Below are 22,916 nucleotides of genomic sequence, written 5' to 3' on the forward strand. Positions count from 1 at the left end.
TGAAGGTCTGTCGGCGGTCTCAGCAGCCGAACGTGTGGATCGTCGTCGTCCGGTACGTCTGCCCAGGTCGCAGCACCGTCGAGGGGAACTTCGGCTTGTTCGGCGAGTCCGGGAAGTGCTGCGTCTCCAGGCACAGCGCGTCGCCCTGCCGGTAGGTGCGGCCGGACGGGCCGGTCAGGGTGCCGTCGAGGAAGTTGCCGGAGTAGAACTGCAGGCCCGGCTCGTTCGTGGCGATCTTCAGGCTGCGGCCGGAGGCCGGGTCGCGCAGGGTGGCGACGTGCTCGGGCCGGGCGGTGATGCCCTTGTCGAGGACCCAGTTGTGGTCGAAGCCCTTGGCGGTCACCAGCTGCGGGTGCGAGGTGCGGATGTCCCGGCCGATCGGCTTGGCCCGGCCGAAGTCGAAGGGCGTGCCCGCGACCTTGGCCAGCTCGCCGGTGGGGATCAGGCCCGCGTCGGTGGGTGTGTAGCGGGAGGCGGCGATCTGAAGCTCGTGGTCCTCGATGGTGCCGCTGCCCTCACCGGCCAGGTTCCAGTACACGTGGCTGGTCAGGTTGACGACGGTGGCCTTGTCGGTGGTGGCCTCGTAGTCGATGCGCCAGTCGCCGTGCCGGGTGAGCGTGTACGTCACCTTGGTCTTGAGCGTGCCCGGGTAGCCCATCTCGCCGTCGACGGACGTGTAGTACAGGTGCAGGCCGACGTCGGCGCCCTTGGTGAACGGCTCGACGTCCCACACGCGCTTGTCGAAGCCCTTGGCGCCGCCGTGCAGGCTCTGCTCACCGTCGTTGACGGACAGCTGGTGGTCCTTGCCGTCCAGGGTGAACTTTCCCTTGCCGATGCGGTTGCCGTAGCGGCCGATCAGGGCGCCGAAGTACGGGCTCTTGGCGACGTAGTCCTCGAGGTTGTCGAAGCCCGCGGAGACGTTGGCGTAGCGGCCGCGGCGGTCGGGTATCTCCAGGGACTGGACGATGCCGCCGTAGGAGAGGACCTTCAGGCGGGTGCCGCCGTTCTCCAGTGACCAGCTGTAGACCTTCGTGCCGTCGGCGAGTTTGCCGAAGAGCGTCTTCACCGGCTTCCTGCCTCCTGTGGCGTGCGCCGTGCCGCCGAGCGTGGTGGCGGCCATGCCCGCTGCCGCCGCTCCCGCGATGACCGTGCGTCTGTTCAGTTCCATGTGTGCGGCTCCCGTATAAGGAGAGGGCCCCGCCTTCCGGCGGGGCCCCGATCTGACTTACGAACCGACCTTGCGCTTGTTCCACACGTCGAACCCGACCGCCGCCAGCAGCACCAGGCCCTTGATGACCTGCTGCCAGTCGGTGCCGATGCCGACGAGGTTCATACCGTTGTTCAGCACGCCCAGGACCAGGCCACCGATGATCGCGCCGAGCACGGTGCCGACACCGCCGCTCATCGACGCGCCGCCGATGAACGAGGCCGCGATCGCCTCCAGCTCGAAGTTGAGGCCGGCCTTGGGAGAGGCCGCGTTGAAGCGGGCGGCGAAGACCAGACCCGCCAGGGCCGCGAGCATGCCCATGTTCAGGAAGACCAGGAAGGTGACCTTCTTGTCCTTCACACCCGACAGCTTGGCCGCCGGGAGGTTGCCGCCGATGGCGTAGATGTGGCGGCCGATGATGGCGTTGCGCATGACGTAGCCGAAGCCGACGAGCAGCACGCCGAGGATGAGCAGCACGATCGGGGCGCCCTTGTAGCTGGCGAGCAGCAGCGTGAGCGTCAGCACCGCGGCGCCGATGGCTACCAGCTTCAGCAGGAACAGCTTGGTGGGCGGGACGTCCAGGTCGAACTCCTGCTGCCGCTTGCGGTCACGGACCTCCTGGAAGATCACGAAGGCGATCATCGCGAAGCCCAGCAGCAGGGTGAGGTTGTGGTAGTTCGTGTTCGGTCCGACCTCGGGCAGGAACCCGTTGGCGACCTTTTGCAGCCCGTCCGGGAACGGGCCGAGGGTCTGGCCCTCCAGGAAGATCTCCGTCAGTCCGCGGAAGATCAGCATGCCCGCCAGGGTCACGATGAACGACGGTATGCCGCCGTACGCGATGAAGAACCCCTGTACGGCACCGGCGACCGCGCCCACGGCCAGGCACAGCACCACGGCGAGGGGCCAGGGCAGATCCTGTTTGACCATGAACACCGCGGCCATCGACCCGACGAACGCGGTCAGGGAGCCGACCGAGAGGTCGATGTGGCCGGCGATGATGACCAGCATCATGCCGATGGCCAGGATCAGGATGTAGCTGTTCTGCAGCACCAGGTTGGAGACGTTGCGCGGGAGCAGCAGGTCGCCGTCGGTCCAGACGGCGAACAGGACCACGATCAGGCCCAGCGCGATCAGCATGCCGTACTGCCGCATGTTGCGGCGCATGCCGTCCAGCACCAGCTGCAACAGGCCGTCGCCCGCGGCCCCTCCGCTCTTGCCCGGCGGCGCGGGGGCCGGGCTCTTGGCGGTCACGTCCGTGCTCATCGGGTTACCTCTTTGTCCTTCGTCATCTGACGCATCAGCGATTCCTGGGAGGCCTCGGCCCGCGAGAACTCACCCGTCAGCCGCCCCGCGGCCATCGTGTAGATGCGGTCGCACATGCCGAGCAGCTCGGGCAGCTCGGAGGAGATGAAGACGACCGCCTTGCCCTGGGCGGCCAGCTGGTCGATGACCGTGTAGATCTCGTACTTGGCGCCGACGTCGATACCGCGCGTCGGCTCGTCCAGGATCAGCACGTCCGGACCCGAGAAGATCCACTTGCTGAGGACGACCTTCTGCTGGTTTCCGCCGGAGAGCTTGCCCACCGGTTCGAACACCGTCGGCGCCTTGATGTTCATGGACTTGCGGAAGCCCTCGGCGACCTGCCGCTCCTCGTGCTCGTCAACCACACCGCGCCTCGCGACCTTGCCCAGGGCGCTCAGCGAGATGTTCCGGTTGATGGTGTCGATGAGGTTGAGGCCGAAGTGCTTGCGGTCCTCGGTGACGTACGCGATGCCGTGCTTGACCGCTTCGGGGACGGTCTTGGTGCGGATCTCCGTGCCGTCCTTGAGGACCGTGCCGGCCGCGTACCGGCCGTAGGTCCGCCCGAAGACGCTCATCGCGAGTTCGGTGCGGCCGGCGCCCATCAGACCGGCGATTCCGACGATCTCCCCGCGCTGCACGTGCAGCGACACGTCGTCGCACACCTTGCGCTGCTGGTCGATCGGGTGGTGCACGGTCCAGCCGCGGATCTCCAGGGCCGGAGCCGCGCCCTCCTCGGGCTCGTGCGGCGACCGCTCCGGGAAGCGGTTCTCCAGGTCCCGGCCGACCATGCCGCTGATGATCCGGTCCTCGGTGGTCTCCGCGGCCTTCACGTCGAGGGTCTCGATGGTCCGGCCGTCGCGCAGGATCGTCACCGAGTCGGCGACCTTGCGGATCTCGTTGAGCTTGTGGGAGATGATGATCGAGGTGATGCCCTGCTTCTTCAACTCCAGGATCAGGTCGAGGAGTTTGCCGCTGTCCTCGTCGTTCAGGGCGGCGGTCGGCTCATCCAGGATGAGCAGCTTCACCCTCTTCGACAGGGCCTTCGCGATCTCCACGAGCTGCTGCTTGCCCACGCCGATGTCGGCGACGCGGGTGTCGGGGTGGTCGCCGAGCCCCACCCGGCGCAGTAGTTCGGTGGCGTGCCGCAGGGTCTCGGTCCAGCTGATGATCCCCCGGGTGGCGTGCTCGTTGCCGAGGAAGATGTTCTCGGCGAGGGAGAGGTAGGGCACCAGGGCCAGTTCCTGGTGGATGATCACGATGCCGCGCTCTTCGCTGGCCCGGATGTCCTTGAACTGGCAGACCTCTCCCTCGAAGAGGATGTCGCCCTCGTACGTGCCGTGCGGGTGGACGCCGGAGAGGACCTTCATCAGGGTCGACTTGCCGGCGCCGTTCTCCCCGCAGATGGCGTGGACCTCGCCCTGGCGGACGGTCAGTGTGACGTTCGACAGCGCCTTGACGCCGGGAAAGGTCTTGACGATCGAGCGCATTTCCAGGACGGGTCCCGCCATGGTCGTGCCTTCCAATCAGTGGTGAATCGTCGGTCGGTGGCGGGGACTACTTGAGGTCGCTCTCCTTGATGTAGCCGGAGTCGACGACCTCCTCCTGGTAGTTCGACTTGTCGACCGCGACCGGCTCCAGCAGGTAGGCCGGGACGACCTTCGCGCCGTTGTCGTAGGTCTTGGTGTCGTTGACCTCGGGCTTCTTCTTGTTGAGCAGCGCGTCGACCATGTTCGAGGACACCTTGGCGAGCTGGCGGGTGTCCTTGTAGACGGTCATCGACTGCTGGCCGGCGATGATCGACTTCACCGAGGCGACCTCGGCGTCCTGGCCCGTGACGACCGGCAGCGGCTTGCTCTTGGAGCCGTAGTCGTCGGACTTCAGGGCCGACAGGATGCCGATGGAGATGCCGTCGTAGGGGGAGAGGACGGCGTCGACCCGCTGGCTCTTGTAGGCGGAGGTCAGGATGTCGTCCATGCGCTTCTGCGCGGTGCCGCCGTCCCAGCGCAGGGTGGTGACCTGGTTGAGCTTGGTCTGGCCGGAGCGGACGACGAGCTGCTTCTTGTCGATGTAGGGCTGCAGGACGTTCATGGCGCCCTGGAAGAAGTAGCGGGTGTTGTTGTCGTCGTTGGAGCCGGCGAACAGCTCGATGTTGAACGGGCCCTTCTTGGAGCCGTCCTTCAGGCCGAGCTTCTCGACGATGTAGGTGCCCTGGAGCTCGCCGACCTTCTCGTTGTCGAAGGAGGCGTAGTAGTCGACGTTCTGCGTGCCGAGGATCAGGCGGTCGTAGGAGATGACCGGGATGTTCGCGTCCTTGGCCTGCTGGAGCACGTTGTTCATCGACTTGTTGTCGATCGCGGCGATGATCAGTGCCTTGACGCCCTGCGTGATCAGGTTCTCGACCTGCGAGACCTGCTGGTCCGGGTCGTCCTCGCCGTAGACCAGCTTGGTCTTGTAGCCCTTGGACCGGAGGTCCTTGACGACGTTGTTGCCGTCGGCGATCCAGCGCTCGGAGGACTTGGTCGGCATCGCGATGCCGATGGTGGCGCCCTTCGTGTCGCCTCCGCTCTCCTTGCTGCCGCCCTCACCGCTCTGGCCGCAGGCGGACAGGGTCAGGGCGAGGGAGGCGGCTCCGGCTATGGCGGTGACTGCGGCTCTGCGGATACGCATGATCATCATCCTTGATCTGTGGCAGGGCTCGGTCTGAGGCGCGAAGTCGCTCCTTGGTGGTCGTGCCGGAAAGACCGAGAAGAGTTGTGGTGGATTGTGGTCGACTGTGTCTTCTTTTGTGAAGTCGAGTAGCCGGAACGTTATGACGAGATTTCGAACCGTTGCAGATCGCCCGGCAGCCGGGACCCGAGCGGCGCCATGTCGCCGTCCGCTCCGTGGCGCGCCAGGAGGTCCAGGGCGAGCCGGCCGCGGCGCACCCGCTCCCTGGCGGTGGCCAGGGTCAACTCCCGCATGTGGTGCCCGTACGGATAGATGCCGGGGGCCTTGGACAAGCCGAACTTCAGGTACAACGGGGCGCCGCGTCTGATGAGCTCGGCCACCTCGTACATGCGGACGTAGCCGCCGAGGTCGTCCGGTGCCTCGATGTACATGTCCATCGGGGCGCCCGACACCCGGCGGATCTCGGTGAGGTGATCGAGCGTCAGGTCGCTGGGCACGTTGACGGAGTCGGCGCCCAGGCGCTCGTAGACCGCGTACGCGGCCGGGTTGACCGGCCCGATGAGCGCGGAGACCTTGAGCGTCGTGTCGGCCGGGATGATGCCGGCCGCCCGTGCCCGGTGCAGCGTCCACAGCACGCCTTCGTCGGCGACGAGCAGGCACCTGACGCCCAGCTCGGTTGCCCGGACGGCGTCTTCGACACAACCGGCGACGGCGTCGTGGCCGCGGGCGCGCAGTCCGGCCCCCCGCGAGTCGGTGCGCGTGGACCCGCCGATGTCCCAGGTGCCGCGCGGGCCGGTGAACAGGCAGAGCTCGATGTCGCGTTCACCGGTCGACTCGACCATCTCGGTGATCTCGGCGTCGGACAGCATCCACACGCCGCTGCCCTGGCTGATCCGGTGGATGGGCACGTCCAGCCGCGAGGCCTCCTTCAGCGCCACCGCGAGTGCCTCGGGGCCCTCGCAGGAGGGGATCTCGGTGCGCCAGCGGCCGCCGCCGGGGAAGGAGTGCGCGGACGTGTCGGCGGGATCGGGGTCGGGTGCGCTCAGGCCCAGCGCGGCGAGGGCCGGCTCACCGGGCCTGCGGGCTGCCGTGGCGGAAGCGTCGGTCACAGGAATGTCCTTCAGTTCGATATTTCGGACGAGGTTCGCGGCTCTGGGCAGGGCAAGGCTGGGTGTACGCCGGTACGGGGGCCGTCAGGTTGCTCCCGTACCGGCGTACGACTAGGGGCGGAGCAGGACCTTGCCCACCGTGGGGTCGCCGGCCCCGACCAGTGCGATGGCCTGCGAGAACTCGGTGAGGGGCAGCTCGTGCGTCACCAGCGGCAGCGGGTCGAGCAGACCGGCGGCGAACACCCGCACCGTGTGCGCCCAGGCGTCCGGCGGCGCACCGAAGACGGTGTGCACCTCCAGCTGCCGTACGACGAGGTCGGTCGGGTCGAGACCGTCGGCGTCCGGCGCCGGGATGCCGGTCAGGACCAGCCGCCCGCCGCGCCGGAGCAGACCGGCCGAGATCCGGGCGGCGTCCGCGGACCCGGCCGTCTCGATCACCACGTCGAAGTCGTCCGGGAGCTGCTGGTCCTTCGTCCGGAAGTCCGTCGCGCCATAACTCCGCGACAGCGCCTCGCGGTCCCGGCGGGTGCCGACGACCAGCAGCTCGGCCGGCGAGTTGGCCTTGAGGAACTGCACGGCGAACATGCCGAGCGTGCCGGTGCCGACCACGGCGACGCGCTCACCGGGCCGCGCGTTGCCCTTCAGGGCGGCTGCCGCGATGCACGCGGCCGGCTCCAGGAGGGCCGCGGCCGTCAGGTCGCAGTCGTCCGGGAGGGCGTGCAGGAGACGGGCCGGCAGGGTCAGCGTGGCGGCCATCGCGCCCGGCTGGGTGAACCCGGTCTCCTCGTAGCCGGCCGTGCACAGGGTCGTGTCGCCCGCGTGGCAGCGGTCGCAGACCTGACAGTTTCGAAAGCCCTCACCGACGACCTTGCGGCCCACGAGGGACTCCGGGACGCCGGTGCCCACGGCCTCCACCGTCCCGGACCACTCGTGGCCCGGGGTCAGCGGGTAACGCACATAGCCCTCGGGCCGGTTGCCCTGGTAGACCTCGCGGTCGCTGCCGCAGATCCCGGCGGCGTGCACCCGCACCAGGGCCTCGCCGGCACCGGGCCGCCGCGGCTCGTGCGGGACGAGACGGTGTTCGCCCGGGGCGTCGACGACGACCGCGGTGCTCACTGCGAGCCCTTCGGCTTGCGCTGTTCCCAGCCCTCCGCCCAGAGGTCGAACCGGGCCTGCTGCTGGGGGAATTCGGCGGCGGCGTCGACGTCCAGCTCCACACCGAGGCCGGGGGTGTCGGAGAGGTGGAAGCAGCCGTCCTCCGGGTTCACCTGCGGGGCGCCCTTGACCACCTTCTTGATCTCCGCGTCCGCGAAGTCGTTGAAGTGCTCCAGGATCTTGAAGTTCGGGGAGGTGAAACCGACCTGGAGCGACGCGGCGGTCAGCACCGAACCGCCCACGTTGTGCGGAGCCACCAGCATGTAGTGCGTCTCGGCGGTCGCCGCGAGCTTCCTGGTCTCCCAGATGCCGCCGATGTGGCCGACGTCCGGCTGGATGATGTCGACGGCCTGGCTCTCGAACAGCTCCCGGAACTCGATCCGGTCGTGGATGCGCTCCCCGGTCGCGACCGGCATGTCGACCTTGGCCGCGACCTTCTCCAGCGCCTTCAGGTTCTCCGGCGGGACCGGCTCCTCCAGCCACGCCGGCTTGAAGGGCGCGAGCTCCTTGGCGAGGCGGACCGCGGTCGACGGCGAGAACCGGCCGTGCATCTCCAGCATCAGCTCGGCCTCGGGGCCGATGGCGTCCCGGACGGCCTCGATCAGGGAGACCGCGTACAGGGTCTGCTCGTGGTCCAGCTCGTAGTGACCGGTGCCGAAGGGGTCGATCTTCAGCGCCCGGTAGCCGCGCTCCATCACGCCCTGGGCGGCCTTGTGGTAGGCCTCCGGGGTCCGCTCGGTGGTGTACCAGCCGTTGGCGTACGCCTTGACCTTGTCGGTGACCTTGCCGCCCAGCAGCTGCCAGACGGGGACCCCCAGCGCCTTGCCCTTGATGTCCCAGCAGGCCATCTCGATCACCGCGATACCGGACATGACGATCTCGCCCGCACGGCCGTAGTCGCCGTACTTCATGCGCTTGACGAGGTCCTCGACGGCGAAGGGGTCGGAGCCGAGAACGTGGTTGGCCTCGGCCTCCCTCAGGTAGCCGAGAAGGGCGTCGGTGTGTCCCAGCATCCGGGTCTCGCCGACTCCGGTGATCCCCTCGTCGGTGTGCACCTGGACGTACGTCAGGTTGCGCCACGGCGTCCCGACCACGTGTGTGCTGATTCCGGTGATGCGCACGGCGGTTGTCCCTCGCAGCTTCGTCGGCTCGGTTCTTCTCAGTCTGTTCCGTCAGCGTCCCGCACGCGTCCCGGCGCCTCGGCTTGTTCGAGATTTCGGCACACGTTCGAAATGCTGGCGTGACAGTAAGGATCGGGCGTGGGGGGTGTCAATGGGTCGCGCGCATAACGGTTTCGACAGTTTCGAAACCACTCGGGCGCCGGGTCCCTACAGAACCTTCACAGCGGGATCTAGGAACGTGACCGGCGCGGAACTTAATCTTCCGGCGTCATGGACTACTGCGACCCGTGCCGACGGCACCTCAACGGCGCCCTCGCCTGCCCGGGGTGCGGCGCCTCCGTCCAAACGCTGCGCCGACGCGATGCGGTGCACGCCGGGCACGGCGGCGACCCGTACGGCGAGGACCGCGGGTTGCGCGGCGACGGAGAGGGCCGCGACGCGTACGGAGAGGACCGTGACGCGTACGGAGAGGGTCGCGACGCGTTCGGAGAGGGTCGCGACGCGTTCGGAGAGGGTCGCGACGCGTTCGGAGAGGGCCGCGACGCGTACGGCCACGCCGTTGACGGTGACGCGTACGGCCACGGCGATGACGATGAGGCGTACAGCCACGGCGATGACGATGAGGCGTACAGCCACGGCGATGGCGATGACGCCTACAGCCACGGCGACGATGACGAGGGTGACGGCGACGGTGAGCCCGTGGGGCGTGCGGCCCGGCGGCGTGGGCGTGGGCGTGGCTCGGCCGCCGACGGTCCGGGCGGGTCGAGCCGGCGTGACCGCAAGGCCGCGGCCCACCGCCGGCGCCGGCGCCGGACCCTGTTCGTGGCCGCCGGATTCGTGCTGGCGGCCGGGGGCCTGAGCCTCGCGGAACTCGGCATGGACGCCCCCAGTTCGACACCCAGGCCGGCCGCCGCCGGGGGCGAGTCGGCCGACGGGGACGCCGCACCGGAGGCCGGAGAGCCGGGCCGCGACGCGGACCGCAAGGGTGCGGACGCCGAGGGCCCGTCAGGCTCCGCTTCACCGACGGCGTCTGACTCGCCGTCCTCTTCCCCATCCCCGAAGGGCGAGACGTCGGAGTCCCCGGACGGCGACGAACCGTCGAAAGGCCCCGAGTCGGCGGCGGGGGATGCCCCCACCGGCCCGGCACCGTCTCCCACGGCCGCCCCGCCGACCTCCGGCCCGGGCCCCGAACCGACCTCGGAACCGACCACCCGCGCCCCGGAACCGGAACCCTCCGCTTCCGAGCCGTGCACGCGCTTCCTCTGGTGGTGCGCCTAACACCGGCGGACCGCTGCCGCTCTTCCCGCCCGGGGTCCCGGGACCGTCAGGTGCCCCGCCCCGCGACGGCACCGTTCGCGTTCCGCGACGCCCGGGGCGGTCCGCGGCGCCCCGTTCGCGAACCGCAGCAGTACGGCCGCCTCTGCCCGCAGCCGAGCGGCACGGTCGGCGTGGGCGGGGGGCGGTCAACCGCGCTGCCGCCTGGTCCGCTGAGCCCCCTCAAGGTCCCTGCGCCGGCCCGTCTCAGCCCAGCATGCGCCGCAGTGTGTCCCGCAAGGCCACCCGCTCCTCCTCGGAGAGCCCGGCCAGGGGCTCGCGGGCGAACCGCAGCGTCTCCCGCAGGCTCCGGGCGACCTTGCGCCCCTCCGCCGTCGCCGCCGCCACCTTCACCCGGCGGTCGGCGGGAGCCGGCTGCCGCTCGACCAGGCCCCGGGCCTCCAGCCGGTCCACGATCCCCGTGACGTTGGACGGCTCGCACTTCAGCTGCTGGGCCAGCCTCCGCATCGGCAGCGGTTCGAGGCACAGCAGGCTGAGCAGCCGTGCCTGCGCGCCGGTGAGCGAGTGCTCCGCCGCCGCCGACTCGTAGTCCTCGTGGAACCGCGCCACGACCTCCCCGATCAGCTCGACGACCTCGAGGGTCAGCGGATCCGGGTGTCTGCTCATGTCCTGGGGTGTCGATGGGGTGGAGGCCATGGCTTCGAGGGTACCCGGTTATTTGACAACCTGAAATTTTCAGGAGCATGGTTGTTTCAGGTACTGAAACATCGAGTCAGTGAGGTAAGGCGCACCATGACCGACACCCCCGCCCTCCCCGCCGTCAGCCGCGAGTGGCACCTGGCGAGCCGTCCCGTCGGCTGGCCCAAGCCCGAGGACTTCGCCTTCGTCGAGGTGGACGTACCGCAGCCGGGCGAGGGCCAGGTCCTCGTCCGGAACAAGTACCTCTCCGTGGACCCGTACATGCGAGGCCGCATGAGCGACGCGAAGTCCTATGTCGCCCCCTTCGAGATCGGCAAGGTCATGCAGGGCGGCGCCGTCGGCGAGGTCGTGGCCTCGAATGCCGAGGGGCTGTCCGTCGGGGACCACGTGCTGCACTTCTTCGGGTGGCGTGAGTACGCCGTCGTCGACGCCAAGAACGCCGTGAAGGTGGACCCGGACGCCGCGCCGCTGTCGACGTACCTCGGTGTGCTTGGCATGACCGGCCTCACCGCCTACGCGGGCCTGCTGCGGACCGCCGCCTTCAAGGAGGGCGACGCCGTCTTCGTGTCCGGTGCCGCCGGTGCCGTGGGCGGCCAGGTCGGCCAGATCGCCAAGGTGAAGGGCGCCTCGCGGGTCATCGGCTCCGCCGGCTCGGACGAGAAGGTGAAGCTCCTCAAGGAGGAGTACGGCTTCGACGCCGCCTTCAACTACAAGGACGGGCCCGTCGCCGAGCAGCTGCGCGCAGCCGCCCCCGACGGCATCGACGTCTACTTCGACAATGTCGGCGGTGACCACCTGGAGGCGGCCATCGGCTCGCTCAACCAGGGCGGCCGGATCGCCGTCTGCGGCATGATCTCCGTCTACAACAACACCGAGCCCGCCCCGGGCCCGAGGAACCTCGCCCGCCTGATCGCGACCCGCGGCCGCATCGAGGGCTTCCTGGTCGGGGACCACTACGACCTTCAGCCGCAGTTCGTGCAGGAGGTCGCCCCCTGGGTCGCCTCCGGCGAGCTGAAGTACCGCGAGACCGTCGTCGAGGGCATCGAGAACAACGTGGAGGCGTTCCTGGGTGTTCTGCGCGGCGACAACACCGGGAAGATGATCGTCAAGCTCTGACGCCTTCCGGCATGCGGTAACTTGTTTCCGAATCCGTCCCGGCCCGGGCGCGAGCCGCGGCGGACGACCTAAGGAACACCACCGCATGCCGATCCAGCAGTCCGACGTCCTGTACACCGCCGTCGCCACCGCCGAGAACGGGCGCGACGGCCGGGTCGCCACCGACGACGGCAGGCTCGACGTCGTCGTCAACCCGCCGAAGGAGATGGGCGGGAGCGGCGCCGGCACCAACCCGGAGCAGCTGTTCGCCGCCGGGTACAGCGCCTGCTTCCAGGGGGCTCTCGGTGTCGTCGCCCGTCAGGAGGGGGCCGACCTCTCCGGTTCGACCGTGACCGCGAAGGTCGGCCTCGGCAAGAACGGGGACGGCTTCGGGATCATCGTCGAGATCTCGGCGGACATCCCGAAGACGGACCGGGGAACCGCCCGGTCCCTTATCGAGAAGGCCCACGAGGTCTGCCCGTACTCGAAGGCGACCCGCGGCAACATCACCGTGACGCTGGTCTGACCACGCTCGTTGCGTACGCGGAGGCCGCACCCTTGGACGTGGGGTGCGGCCTCCACCCTTGCCCGGGCCCCCGGGGAGCCAGGCGCCCCCGGCCCCCTCACCGGAGAGCCAGCGCCGCCGCGTGCACCGAGCGGGCCAGTCGGTCGTTCTCCGGGGCCGCACCGCCCGGGAAGGCGAACCGCCGGCGCGTGTAGCCGTAGGCGAGGCCGCTCCACGGGTCCGCGAAGGCCTGGGAGCCACCCGCGCCGCTGTGCCCGATCGTCCCGGCCCCGAGGAACGGGTGCCACGTGTCAGCCGTCGTCTGGAAGCCCAGCCCGAACGACTTGTGGGCCCGGGCCACCAGGTCGTAGCCGACCGAGTGGAACTGCCCGAACTCCGCGACGGTGTCCGGTTTCAGCAGCGCCGGCTGTTCGCCCATGCCGCTGATCGCCGCCGCGTACATCCCCGCCAGGCCCCGCGCGGACGCCACCCCGCCCACCGACGCCGGGCCCTTCGCCCGGATCAGCGGCGTGTTGGGGAGACAGGCGAGGTCGGTCGGCTCCGGCGTGTTGCGGTTGAACGCGATGGAGGCCAGCGAGTGCGGGCCTGTGGGCGTGGCGTCGAGCACGGCCCGCTGCTCGGGGGTCGGCTCCATCGGCTGGGTGGTGCGGAAGCGCGGCTCCTCGGACGCGGGCAGACCGAGGTGGAAGTCCAGCCCGTACGGGGCCCTGATCCGCTCCTGGTAGACCTCCTGGAGCGGGCGGCCGGTCGCCCGGCGTACGACCTCGCCGACCAGGGCGCCGGCGACCAGCGCGTGGTAGCCGAAGGCCGTACCGGGGCGCCAGAACGGCCGCTGGTCGGCGAGGCGCTCGGCGAGCTGGCGGTCGTCTGCCAGCTCCGCGAGCGTGAAGCCGGTGTCCGTGCCGACCACCCCCGCCCGGTGCGCCAGCAGGTCCCGCAGCGTCAGGGCGCCCTTGCCCTCGGCCGCGAACTCCGGCCAGTAGTACGTCACCTTGCGGTCCAGTTCGAGCGTGCCGTCCTGGACGAGCAGAGCCACGACCAGGTAGGCGGCGCCCTTCGTGGACGAGAACACACCGTAGAGGGCGTCGGCGTCGGTCCCCGCCCACAGGTCGACGACCTTCCGGCCGCGGACGTAGGCGCACAGCTGCCCCTCGTAGTCGGCCCGCTCTCCCGCGACGAACGCGGCGAACTCCTCGCGCACCGCCTCGAAACCGTCCGCCACACTGCCGTGGATCTCCTGCGTCATCCGCTCTCCTTGACTGAAGCGCTCTGTGCCCCTGCGATCATTTCCCCTGCCACCTGCGGGAATTCCCCCTCGGAAGGGTCCCGGAAGAGTGGTTCGACGCCGCATCGGCGAGGGTGCCGGTGCCGGGGAGGGCGGCGATCGGCGACGGTCTCGCAGGAACGGTTCTCGTGGTGCGCACGCCTACCTCCTCCTGGGGCTTGTCGAGATCGGTACGGCACGGCGCACCGGTTCGACTCAACGGCACGACGAGCGCGTCGGCGTCCCCGGCGACCCGGACGGCCCGCCCCGGCGCGTCCGGCCTGACCTGCGCGGCCTGTGACAGCGGTGTGACCGGAGCGCGTCAAGCACGCGACACGGGCCCGGATAGGGTTTCCCCATGCGCGATCTAGGGACGGGTTTCCGGTACCTCCTGAAGGGCCAGCGATGGGTGGCCCGGCACGGCAGAAGCCTCGGCTTCGGGCTGCTCCCGGGGCTGATCACCCTCGTCCTGTACGCGGCGGCGCTCGTGGCGCTGGCGCTGTGGGGCGAGGACGCCGTCACCTGGGCGACGCCCTTCGCCGACGACTGGTCCAGCCCGTGGCTCGCCCTCTTCCGCGGCTTCCTCACCGCCGTGCTGTTCGCCCTCTCCCTGCTCCTCGCCGTCGTGACCTTCACCGCGGTGACCTTGCTGATCGGGCAGCCCTTCTACGAGAACCTCTCGGAGAGGGTCGACCGGGACGTCTCCCCGGACGGGCACGCCCCCGAGTCGGGGCTGCCGCTCTGGCGCGAACTGTGGATCTCCGCCCGGGACAGCCTCCGGATCGTGGTGCGGGCCGCCCTGTGGGGGGTGCTGCTCTTCGCGTGCGGTTTCCTCCCGGTGGTCGGGCAGACGGCCGTCCCGGTGATCGGGTTCTTCGTCACCGGGTTCTTCCTCACCGAGGAACTGACCGCCGTCGCCCTCCAGCGCCGCAGCGTCGAACTGCGCACCCGCCTCACCCTGCTGCGCTCCCGCAAGACCCTCGTCTGGGGCTTCGGCACGCCGCTCGCCGTGGCGTTCCTGGTGCCGGTCGTCGCGGTGTTCCTGATGCCGGGCGCGGTGGCGGGCGCCACCCTCATGGCACGTGACCTGCTGGGCGAGGACATCCGTGAGGGCGGCGAGGAGGACGACCAGGCGGTCACGACGCTTCCGCAGCCACCCTCAGAATGGCCCTCACCTGGGCGATGATGTCCAGCCGGTTGCGCACGAACTCCGGGTCGGTGACCTCGGTGGTGTTCCCCGCGCCGAATTGCAGCACCGGTGTGTGCACATGCCCGCCCGGCAGCGTGTCGCGCAGCCCCAGCCGGTCGCGCAGCAGCGTCGCCCGGTAGGCGATCTCGTTGGAGAGGTAGTCCCCGCCGCCGCCCGCGCGTGCGGTGGAACCGGGCGTCGGTCCGTCGGGGCGGACGACGGGCTGGGAGCCGCCGGCCGGGATCTCGGTGACGGTGGTGTTGTCGTAGACCGGGAAGCGGCCGGTGCTCGCGGTGACGATCGCCGCGTGGGGCAGCGTGGTCGTCGTCCACTGCGGCTGCGAGGCCGGGTCGGAGACCGGCACGGTCTCGGTGCGGCCGATGTTGTCGTTGTCCCCGAAGCCGCCCCGCCAGGCCCCGTTGGTCCGCTCGATGTCGAACCGCCCTACCCGGCCCTGGCTCACCGTCGTGAACAGGTCGGTCCGCGGCAGGTGCGGCCGCAGTGCCCGCTCCACCGTGCCGTCGGTGAAGTCCTGCCAGCGCACCGGGAACACCACCGTCTCCACCCGGGCCGGGCCGTCCGCCGTGTCGAGCACCGTGCCGTCCAGGGCCAGCGCGGTGGCGCCGGACGGGTTGGAGATGCGGATGTCCCGGTCCAGGGTGAACGGGTCGAATCCGGTGAGCAGGATCCGCTTCAGGTCCTTGCCGTGCGGATACCGGACCGAGTCCTGACCGCGCGAGGTGCGCTCCAACTCGTCGAGCAGCGCGGCCCGCTCCCGGTCCGTCAGGCCGAACCGCGGCTCCCACGTGCGCACTTCACGCGTCATCCCGAGCCGCGCCCAGTACAGCGGCCGGTCGTCGTCCCGGCTCAGGTCGCCGCCGTCCGGGCCACGCCCCTGCGCCCGGTCGACCGCATGCCGCCACAGCCCCGAGCCCTCGCGTGCCACCGCCCGGCGGGCCTCGCCGTAGGAGCGGGCCGAGTCGAGGGCCCGCGCCAACCGCGGGGCCAGGGCGTCGAATCCGGAGCGACGCAGGATCTCCTGGGGCGCTGCCCGGTCGAGCCGCTGCTCCTCGACGGTGGGAGAGGGGGCCGCCGGGGCGGCGCTCGCGGCCGTCGGGGTGGCGAAGCCGGTCAGCAGGGCGAGACCGAGCAGGCCGAGGCGAACGCATATGCGTGTCAAGGGGGTTCAGGCCTTCCGTCGTGGTGGGGGGTCGGTGCCGGACGGCCGCAGTATCGCGTGACGGACGGGGGCCACGCCATGGGTGGGACTCAGCCGGCGATCCCCGCCGCGGCCTCCCGTAGCGCGTCCGGGAATGCGGTGGGGCTCAGCCGGGTATCGCCGCCGCGGCGTCCCTCGTCGAGGTGGAGGTGGTGGTCGCCGTACCGGCCCGCTGGTCGCCCTTCGGTCACGGCCTCGGCTACACCGACTGGACCTACGACTCCGTCGAGGTGGAGGAGACCGCCGGGACGGTCACCGCGACGGTCCGCCTCCGCAACACCGGCGACCGGCCCGGCTGCGAGGTCGTCCAGCTCTACATCGCCCCGGGTGCCCCCGACCCCGCCCGCCCGGCACGCCGGCCGGCCGGCTTCGTGTGTGTCGAGGCCGGTCCCGGCGAGAGCGCCGAGGCCACCGTCGACCTCCCGTGCCGCGCCTTCGAGATCTGGGACGAGGTGACCGGATCATGGTCGTTTGTGAAGGGTTCGTACGAGATCCAGGTCGGACGCTCGATCACGGACCGCAGGATCACGGCGACGATTAACGTCTGATCCGGGACACGTTCCCCACCAGGCAGCCCCGGTCCGGGACCTGACCTCCGGACCGGGGCTCGTGGTCTGTCACGGGGTGGCTCAGCGGGTGCCGAACCGGTACAGCGTCTCCGAGCGGAACACCTCGCCCGGCCGCAGCACGGTCGTCGGGAAGTCCGGCCGGTTCGGCGAGTCGGGAAAGTGCTGGGTCTCCAGCGCGATGCCGTCCCCGGGCGCGAAGGGCTCGCCCAGGTGGTCGGCGGTGTACAGATGGAGACCGGGCTCGGTGGTCGCCACCGTCAGCACCCGCCCGGACGCCGGGTCGTACAGTTCGGCGACCTCGACCGGGGTGTCCGTCACCCCCTTGTCGAGTACGAAGTTGTGGTCGTACCCGGAGCCGGTCTTGCGTGCCTCGCGGAAGTCGAACCGCGTACCGGTCACCTCTTCGGGAGCGCCGGCGGGAATCAGGTCCGCGTCGACCGGCGTGTACCGGGAGGCGGCCAGCCGCAGTTCGTGGCCGCCCGCGTCACCGGAGCCGGCCAGGTTGAAGTAGCTGTGGTGCGTCAGGTTCACCACGGTCGGCGCGTCCGTCACCGCCTGGTACGCGATCCGCAGCGACCCGCTCTCGTCGAGCGTGTACGTCGCCGTGACCTCCAGGCGCCCCGGGAACCCCTCCTCGCCATGCGGGCTGATCCGGGTCAGCCGCACCCCGTGCTCCACGGGCTCCGCCTCCCACCCCCGCTTGTCGAAGCCGTTCGGGCCGCCGTGCAGCGAGTTCGGCCCGTCGTTCGGTTCCAGTGCGTACGTCCGCCCGTCCAGGGTGAAGCGGGCGCCGGCGATCCGGTTGGCGTACCTCCCGACCAGAGCGCCCAGGTACGACTCCGGACGGGCCAGGTACCCGTCGAGGTCCGGGAACCCCAGCACCACGTCACCGGCCCGGCCCTCCCGGTCCGGCACCTCCACGGACTGCACGATCCCGCCGTACGACAGCACCCGCACCCGTACGCCCGCCCTCGCCAGGGTCCAGCGCTGCACCGGGGTCCCGTCGGAAAGTGTTCCGAGGAGTTCGTTCATGTGCGGAACTCTAAGTCAGGGGGCCTTTCGCGGTGACGGTGCGGTACGCGATCTCCGCCAAGCGGGCCTGTCCGTTCACACTGGGGTGGAAGTAGTCCCAACGGCTCAACTGGGCGGTGCCGAAGCGGTAGTCGTACACCGCGCCCCCGTCGTAACGGCAGCGCTCGTCCTCGGCGCAGACCTCCTCCAGGACCTTGTTGTAGTCCTCCACCCGCTTGTGCACCGTCTCCCGCCGCAGGGTCGCCGCCGAGTCCAGGGCGTCCGCGTCACCCAGCATCGACGGGCAGATGCCCAGCTTCCACACCTGCTTGCCCAAGGGACTGGTGCGGCCCTCCGACCACAGCCGCTTCAGGTTCGGCACGCTCGCCACGAACACCTGCGCCTTCGGCAACGCCTTGCGCAGGGATTTCAGGGAGTCCTCGAAGTCGGCCCGGAAGGCGGAGACCGGGGTCATCGCCGAGGGCGTGGACCGGCAGGCGTCGTTGGCCCCCACCATCACCGTCACCAACTGGGGCGCGCGCCGCACCGCCCGGGCCACCTGCCCGGGCAGATCGGCCATCCGCGCCCCGGTCACGGCGTAGTTCCAGCTCCGCTCGGCGGCCCCGGTCCTGCCCAGCAGCCGCACCGCGAGCGAGTCGACCTCGGGACTGGCACCGGTCGCCCAGGACGCCTCCGGGCAGTCCGACAGCACGTCACAGGCGTCGAACCCGCGTGTGATGGAGTCCCCGACGGCCGCGACGGACGCAGGGCTGCGGTCCCACAGGGGAGTGGGCTTCGGCGACGGCTTCGCGCTCTCGGACGGCGCGGCGGAATCACCCCCCACGGCATCACACCCGGCGACGCCCAGCACGGCCGCCGCGACCACGGCCAGAACGCCCCGTGTACGCCGGCCCCGCATCCGCATCCCTGGTCCATCCCCTCGCCACGCCGTGCCTGTCTCCCCAACCCATAACAACGCACGAGGGTTCCCGACCGATCAGGTGCAACGGCTCACACCCGTACAAGCGTCCCCCTGGGTGAATGGCGGGCGTTTCCGGGCCCCTGGACCGACCGTACGTCACACTCCTTGCGCCACCGCACGGTAGCCTCGCCCTCAACGTGACCCGCCCGGTCACAGCCGTTCCGCCCGTTTGCACCATGTCCCGCTCTGCCCGGAGGTTCCGGTGACGACACGTGGAGTTCTGTACGTGCACTCCGCGCCGCGCGCGCTGTGCCCGCACGTCGAGTGGGCCGTCGCCGGGGTGCTCGGCACACGCGTCAGCCTGGACTGGATCCGCCAGCCGGCCGCCCCGGGCACCTGGCGCTCGGAATTCTCCTGGCAGGGCCAGGCGGGTACGGCGTCCAAGCTGGCCTCCGCACTGCGCGGCTGGCACCTGCTGCGCTTCGAGGTCACCGCGGAACCCTGCCCCACCGCCGAGGGCGAGCGCTACAGCTGCACCCCCGACCTCGGCATCTACCACGCCGTCACCGGCATCCACGGCGACATCCTCATCCCCGAGGACCGCCTGCGCGCGGCCCTGCAACGCAGCCGGCTCGGCGAGACCGACCTGGAAGCCGAGATCGGCAAACTCCTGGGCAAGCCCTGGGACGACGAACTGGAACCCTTCAGATACGCCGGCGAAGGCGCCCCGGTCCGCTGGCTGCACCAGGTGGTGTGAACACCCTGAGGGAACGTGCCGTCGGGGGCGCGGGGAACTGCGCGAACGACCCCCACCGGCCGACACCCGGCACACGACGCAACACAAAACGGCGAGTGGCCCGAACTCAAGAAGAGTCCGGGCCACTCGCCGTAAGGCGAAGATCAAACCGTCCGGAACGCCAGCACCACGTTGTGCCCACCGAACCCGAACGAGTCGTTCAGCGCGGCGATACGCCCCTCGACGGGCAGCTTCCGGGCCTCACCCCGCACGACATCCGCGTTGGCCTCGGCCTCGGGGTCGAGGTTCTCCACGTTGATCGTCGGCGGAGCCACCCGGTGGTACAGCGCGAGCACGGTCGCCACCGTCTCCACACCACCCGCACCACCCAGCAGATGCCCGGTCATCGACTTCGTCGCGGACACCGCGAAGTGGTCGGCGTCGTCCCCGAACACCTTCCGCAGCGCCTTCAGCTCGGCGATGTCCCCGGCCGGCGTGGACGTCGCGTGCGCGTTGACGTGCACGATCTCCGCCGGGTCCAGGTCGGTGCCATCCAGCAGGTTCTGCAAGGCGTGCGAGATGCCCCGCCCCTCCGGCTCCGGCTGCACGATGTCGTGCGCGTCGGCGGAGATGCCCTGCCCGACCGCCTCGGCGTACACCCGGGCCCCGCGCCGCGCGGCGTGCTCGGCGGACTCCAGGACGACGACACCGGCGCCCTCACCGAGGACGAAGCCGTCCCGGGCGGTGTCGTAGGGACGCGACGCGCCCTGCGGGTCGTCGTTGTTCTTGGACATCGCCATCATGTTGCCGAACGCGGCGATGGGCAGCGGGTGGATCGCCGCCTCCGTGCCACCCGCGACGACGACGTCGGCGCGGCCGGTGCGGATCATCTCGATGGCGTAGCCGATGGCCTCGGCGCCGGAGGCGCAGGCGGAGACCGGCGTGTGCACGCCCGCCCGGGCGCCCACGGCCAGACCCACGTTGGCCGAGGGGCTGTTGGGCATCAGCATGGGAACGGTGTGCGGGGAGACGCGGCGGACGCCCTTCTCCTTCAGCACGTCGTACTGGTCGAGCAGCGTCGTCACGCCGCCGATGCCGGAGGCGATGACCGCGCCGAGCCGGTCGGGGTCGATGTTCGGGTCCTCGCCGGCCTTCGCTTCGAAACCGGCGTCGGCCCAGGCCTCCTTGGCCGCGATCAGCGCGAACTGCGCCGAGCGGTCCAGTCGGCGGGCCTGCGGCCGCGGGATGACCTCGGTCGGCTCCACGGCGACCGGGGCCGCGATCTTGACGGCCTGGTCGGCCGCCCAGTCCTGCTCCAGGGGCTTGACGCCGGACTTGCCGGCGATCAGGCCCTCCCAGGTAGAGGCTGCGTCGCCACCCAGCGGTGTGGTTGCGCCGATACCGGTGACGACCACGGTGCGATTGGTCGAGTTCACGGGAATTCTTTCTCCAACGGAATCGAGGATTAAGCGGCGCCACCGCCGGGTGGCGGGGCAGTCAGCCCGGAGGGCCGGATCGGCTGCTCAGCCCTGGTGCTTGAGGATGTAGTCGGTCGCGTCGCCGACGGTCTTGAGGTTCTTGACGTCCTCGTCGGGGATCTTGACGTCGAAGCGCTCTTCGGCGGCGACGACGACCTCGACCATGGACAGCGAGTCGACGTCCAGGTCGTCGGTGAAGGACTTGTCCAGCTGGACGTCCTCAACCGGGATGCCGGCGATCTCGTTCACGATCTCGGCGAGACCGGCGACGATCTCTTCCTGAGTGGCGGCCATGTTGGCGCTCCTTCGTAGATATCCAGAGGGTGTGGCGGGTATTTCCTCGCGCACCGGATCGCATGATCCGGCACGGAGTGCCTAGGGGAGGGTAACGACAGTCGCGGCGTAGACGAGACCCGCCCCGAAGCCGATGACGAGCGCGGTGTCGCCGCTCTTCGCCTCGCCGGTCGCCAGGAGCCGCTCCATGGCGAGCGGGATCGAGGCGGCCGAGGTGTTGCCGGTGGTGCGTACGTCACGGGCGACCGTGACGGACTCCGGCAGCTTGAGAGTCTTCACCATCGAGTCGATGATCCGCTCGTTGGCCTGGTGCGGAATGAAGACGTCCAGGTCCTCCGCGGAGATGCCGGCGGCGTCCAGCGCCTCCTTGGCGACCTTCGCCATCTCGAACACGGCCCAGCGGAACACCGCCTGGCCCTCCTGCGTGATGGCGGGGAACTTGGCGACCTCGCCGGAACGGTAGTCCGTCCACGGCACGGTCTGCTTGATCGTCTCGGACTTGTCGCCCTCGGAGCCCCAGACGGTGGGGCCGATCCCGGGCTCCTGGGCCGGGCCGACCACGACCGCGCCGGCACCGTCACCGAACAGGAAGGCCGTCGCGCGGTCCTCCAGGTCGGTCAGGTCGCTCAGCCGCTCCACGCCGATCACCAGGACGTACTCGGCCGAGCCCTCGACGATCATGCCCTTGGCGAGGGTCAGGCCGTATCCGAAGCCCGCGCAGCCGGCCGAGATGTCGAAGGCGGCGGCCTTGGCGGTGCCGAGCTTGTCGGCGATCTCGGTGGCGACGGCCGGGGTCTGCTTGAAGTGCGAGACGGTCGAGACGATCACGCCGCCGATCTGCTCGGCGGAGATCCCGGCGTCGGCGATCGCCTTGCCGGACGCCTCGATCGACATCGCGGCGACCGTCTCCTCGTCGTTCGCCCAGTGCCGGGTCTCGATGCCGGAGCGCGAACGGATCCACTCGTCGGACGAGTCGATCGTCTCGAGGATCACCTCGTTCGGCACGACCCGGGTCGGGCGGTAGCCGCCGACGCCGAGGATGCGTGCGTACGGGGCGCCCTTGCTGGGCTTGATCTTCGCCATGCGGGCGGCTCCTTGGGGGCGGCGGTCAGGCGTGCTCGGCGATGAGCTCGCGAGCCGCGTCGAGGTCGGCGGGGGACTTCAGGGCCAGCGTCTTCACCCCGGGCAGGGCCCGCTTGGCGAGGCCGGTGAGGGTGCCACCGGGGCACAGCTCGAGCAGAGCCGTGACACCGAGCTCCTTGAAGGTCTCCATGCACAGGTCCCAGCGGACCGGGTTGGCGACCTGGCCGACCAGGCGCTCCAGCACCTCGGCGCCGCCGGCGACGGTCCGCCCGTCCTTGTTGGAGACGTAGGCGACCTTCGGGTCGCCGGGAGCCAGGGCCTCGGCGGCCTTCGCCAGCGTCTGGACCGCCGGCGCCATGTGGTGCGTGTGGAACGCGCCGGCGACCTTCAGCGCGACGACCTTGCGCACGCCCTCGGGCTTGTCCGCCTCCAGCGCGGCGAGCTGCTCCTTGGTGCCGGCCGCGACGATCTGGCCCGCGCCGTTGATGTTCGCCGGGGTCAGGCCCAGCTTCTCCAGGTGCGGGACCGTGACGGCGGGGTCGCCGCCCAGCAGCGCCGCCATGCCGGTCTCCGTGACGGCGGCGGCCTCGGCCATGCCGAGCCCGCGGGTGCGGACCAGGCGGAGCGCCTCCTCGTGCGGGAGCACCCCGGCGAGCGACGCGGCGGTGATCTCACCGACGCTGTGACCGGCGATCGCGCCGACCTTCTGCGCCAGCTCGGCCGGGTCGTCGAACAGCAGGTTCGCGGACGCCAGTCCGGCCGCGACCAGCAGCGGCTGCGCCACCGCGGTGTCGCGGATCTCCTCCGCGTCGGCCTCGGTGCCGTAACGGATCAGGTCGATCCCCGCGGCGTCGGACCAGGCCTCGAGGGCACCGCGAACACCGGGGAGGTCGAGCCATTCGGTCAGGAAGCCGGGCGTCTGAGCGCCCTGGCCGGGAGCGACGAGTACGAGCACTCTCACACTCTCTCTTGGGGACGGGCACAACCGCCCGTGG

At 70.4% G+C, this 22,916-nt stretch carries 21 protein-coding genes and 1 pseudogene; 5 read left to right on the plus strand and 17 right to left on the minus strand.

What is annotated here, in order from left to right; all coding sequences use genetic code 11:
• Positions 1-19: 19 nt before the first annotated feature.
• The 9 genes from ACFZDI_RS19580 to ACFZDI_RS19620 all read right to left on the minus strand — a co-directional run bounded on the left by ACFZDI_RS19580 (position 20) and on the right by ACFZDI_RS19620 (position 10,532).
• Positions 20-1,168, minus strand: coding sequence for a galactose-1-epimerase (locus ACFZDI_RS19580; protein WP_391251999.1), 1,149 nt, complete (start codon positions 1,166-1,168; stop codon positions 20-22).
• Between the two features lie 57 nt (positions 1,169-1,225).
• The gene (gene mmsB / locus ACFZDI_RS19585; protein WP_234845232.1) at positions 1,226-2,470 is read right to left on the minus strand and encodes a multiple monosaccharide ABC transporter permease; all 1,245 of its coding nucleotides are present in this window, start codon (positions 2,468-2,470) and stop codon (positions 1,226-1,228) included.
• Positions 2,467-4,017: a multiple monosaccharide ABC transporter ATP-binding protein gene (gene mmsA, locus ACFZDI_RS19590; RefSeq protein ID WP_391252002.1), complete on the minus strand. Its 1,551-nt coding sequence runs from the start codon at positions 4,015-4,017 to the stop codon at positions 2,467-2,469. The genes mmsB and mmsA overlap by 4 nt, the downstream gene beginning before the upstream one ends.
• Before the next feature lie 46 nt (positions 4,018-4,063).
• Positions 4,064-5,176, minus strand: a complete 1,113-nt coding sequence (chvE, locus tag ACFZDI_RS19595) for a multiple monosaccharide ABC transporter substrate-binding protein (protein WP_391252004.1) — start codon at positions 5,174-5,176, stop codon at positions 4,064-4,066.
• A gap of 140 nt (positions 5,177-5,316) precedes the next feature.
• Positions 5,317-6,285, minus strand: a complete 969-nt coding sequence (locus tag ACFZDI_RS19600; RefSeq protein ID WP_391252006.1) for a hypothetical protein — start codon at positions 6,283-6,285, stop codon at positions 5,317-5,319.
• A gap of 111 nt (positions 6,286-6,396) precedes the next feature.
• Positions 6,397-7,401 carry a zinc-binding dehydrogenase gene (locus ACFZDI_RS19605; RefSeq protein ID WP_234845236.1) on the minus strand — a complete coding sequence of 335 codons (1,005 nt, stop codon included), beginning with the start codon at positions 7,399-7,401 and terminating at the stop codon, positions 6,397-6,399.
• Complete coding sequence (locus ACFZDI_RS19610) at positions 7,398-8,561, minus strand: mandelate racemase/muconate lactonizing enzyme family protein (RefSeq protein WP_234845237.1); 1,164 nt, start codon at positions 8,559-8,561, stop codon at positions 7,398-7,400. Before ACFZDI_RS19610 ends, ACFZDI_RS19605 begins: the two co-directional genes overlap by 4 nt.
• A 207-nt stretch (positions 8,562-8,768) precedes the next feature.
• Positions 8,769-9,224, minus strand: a complete 456-nt coding sequence (locus tag ACFZDI_RS19615; protein WP_391252009.1) for a hypothetical protein — start codon at positions 9,222-9,224, stop codon at positions 8,769-8,771.
• An 858-nt stretch (positions 9,225-10,082) separates the two neighbouring features.
• Positions 10,083-10,532 carry a MarR family winged helix-turn-helix transcriptional regulator gene (locus ACFZDI_RS19620; RefSeq protein ID WP_234845239.1) on the minus strand — a complete coding sequence of 150 codons (450 nt, stop codon included), beginning with the start codon at positions 10,530-10,532 and terminating at the stop codon, positions 10,083-10,085.
• 96 nt (positions 10,533-10,628) lie between these two features.
• Here ACFZDI_RS19620 and ACFZDI_RS19625 point away from each other — a divergent pair, with 96 nt between their 5' ends.
• The gene (locus ACFZDI_RS19625; protein ID WP_391252011.1) at positions 10,629-11,651 is read left to right on the plus strand and encodes a zinc-binding dehydrogenase; all 1,023 of its coding nucleotides are present in this window, start codon (positions 10,629-10,631) and stop codon (positions 11,649-11,651) included.
• Positions 11,652-11,736: 85 nt separating this feature from the next.
• On the plus strand, positions 11,737-12,156 hold the full coding sequence (locus tag ACFZDI_RS19630; protein WP_234845241.1) for an organic hydroperoxide resistance protein: 420 nt from the start codon (positions 11,737-11,739) through the stop codon (positions 12,154-12,156).
• Between the two features lie 97 nt (positions 12,157-12,253).
• Here the strand turns inward: ACFZDI_RS19630 and ACFZDI_RS19635 are convergent, their stop codons facing one another.
• A complete protein-coding gene (locus ACFZDI_RS19635; protein WP_391252014.1) occupies positions 12,254-13,402 on the minus strand; it encodes a serine hydrolase in 1,149 nt (382 codons plus the stop codon).
• Between the two features lie 376 nt (positions 13,403-13,778).
• Here ACFZDI_RS19635 and ACFZDI_RS19640 point away from each other — a divergent pair, with 376 nt between their 5' ends.
• A complete protein-coding gene (locus tag ACFZDI_RS19640; protein ID WP_391252016.1) occupies positions 13,779-14,606 on the plus strand; it encodes an EI24 domain-containing protein in 828 nt (275 codons plus the stop codon).
• On the opposite strand, the gene ACFZDI_RS19645 is transcribed toward ACFZDI_RS19640, so the two are convergent.
• Positions 14,557-15,789, minus strand: a complete 1,233-nt coding sequence (locus ACFZDI_RS19645) for a pyroglutamyl peptidase (RefSeq protein ID WP_391252018.1) — start codon at positions 15,787-15,789, stop codon at positions 14,557-14,559. The genes ACFZDI_RS19640 and ACFZDI_RS19645 overlap by 50 nt on opposite strands.
• Before the next feature lie 218 nt (positions 15,790-16,007).
• Here ACFZDI_RS19645 and ACFZDI_RS19650 point away from each other — a divergent pair.
• Positions 16,008-16,376, plus strand: a pseudogene (locus ACFZDI_RS19650) (fibronectin type III-like domain-contianing protein); the annotation flags it as partial.
• Between the two features lie 81 nt (positions 16,377-16,457).
• Here ACFZDI_RS19650 and ACFZDI_RS19655 read toward each other — a convergent pair.
• Together ACFZDI_RS19655 and ACFZDI_RS19660 are read right to left on the minus strand one after the other, a co-directional pair.
• The gene (locus ACFZDI_RS19655) at positions 16,458-17,429 is read right to left on the minus strand and encodes a galactose-1-epimerase (RefSeq protein ID WP_391252020.1); all 972 of its coding nucleotides are present in this window, start codon (positions 17,427-17,429) and stop codon (positions 16,458-16,460) included.
• Between the two features lie 10 nt (positions 17,430-17,439).
• Positions 17,440-18,333, minus strand: a complete 894-nt coding sequence (locus tag ACFZDI_RS19660) for an SGNH/GDSL hydrolase family protein (RefSeq protein ID WP_391252022.1) — start codon at positions 18,331-18,333, stop codon at positions 17,440-17,442.
• 259 nt (positions 18,334-18,592) lie between these two features.
• Here ACFZDI_RS19660 and ACFZDI_RS19665 point away from each other — a divergent pair, with 259 nt between their 5' ends.
• A complete protein-coding gene (locus ACFZDI_RS19665) occupies positions 18,593-19,087 on the plus strand; it encodes a DUF3145 domain-containing protein (RefSeq protein WP_361121258.1) in 495 nt (164 codons plus the stop codon).
• Positions 19,088-19,230: 143 nt separating this feature from the next.
• Here ACFZDI_RS19665 and fabF read toward each other — a convergent pair whose 3' ends face one another.
• The 4 genes from fabF to ACFZDI_RS19685 all read right to left on the minus strand — a co-directional run bounded on the left by fabF (position 19,231) and on the right by ACFZDI_RS19685 (position 22,876).
• Positions 19,231-20,502: a beta-ketoacyl-ACP synthase II gene (gene fabF / locus ACFZDI_RS19670; protein WP_234845248.1), complete on the minus strand. Its 1,272-nt coding sequence runs from the start codon at positions 20,500-20,502 to the stop codon at positions 19,231-19,233.
• A gap of 87 nt (positions 20,503-20,589) precedes the next feature.
• Positions 20,590-20,838, minus strand: coding sequence for an acyl carrier protein (locus tag ACFZDI_RS19675; RefSeq protein WP_003989952.1), 249 nt, complete (start codon positions 20,836-20,838; stop codon positions 20,590-20,592).
• An 81-nt stretch (positions 20,839-20,919) separates the two neighbouring features.
• On the minus strand, positions 20,920-21,921 hold the full coding sequence (locus ACFZDI_RS19680) for a ketoacyl-ACP synthase III (RefSeq protein WP_234845249.1): 1,002 nt from the start codon (positions 21,919-21,921) through the stop codon (positions 20,920-20,922).
• A 25-nt stretch (positions 21,922-21,946) separates the two neighbouring features.
• A complete protein-coding gene (locus ACFZDI_RS19685; protein ID WP_391252025.1) occupies positions 21,947-22,876 on the minus strand; it encodes an acyltransferase domain-containing protein in 930 nt (309 codons plus the stop codon).
• Between the last annotated feature and the right edge of the window lie 40 nt (positions 22,877-22,916).

It is taken from the genome of Streptomyces sp. NPDC007907, assembly GCF_042959365.1.
GTDB classification, from domain to species: Bacteria; Actinomycetota; Actinomycetes; order Streptomycetales; family Streptomycetaceae; genus Streptomyces; species Streptomyces indiaensis.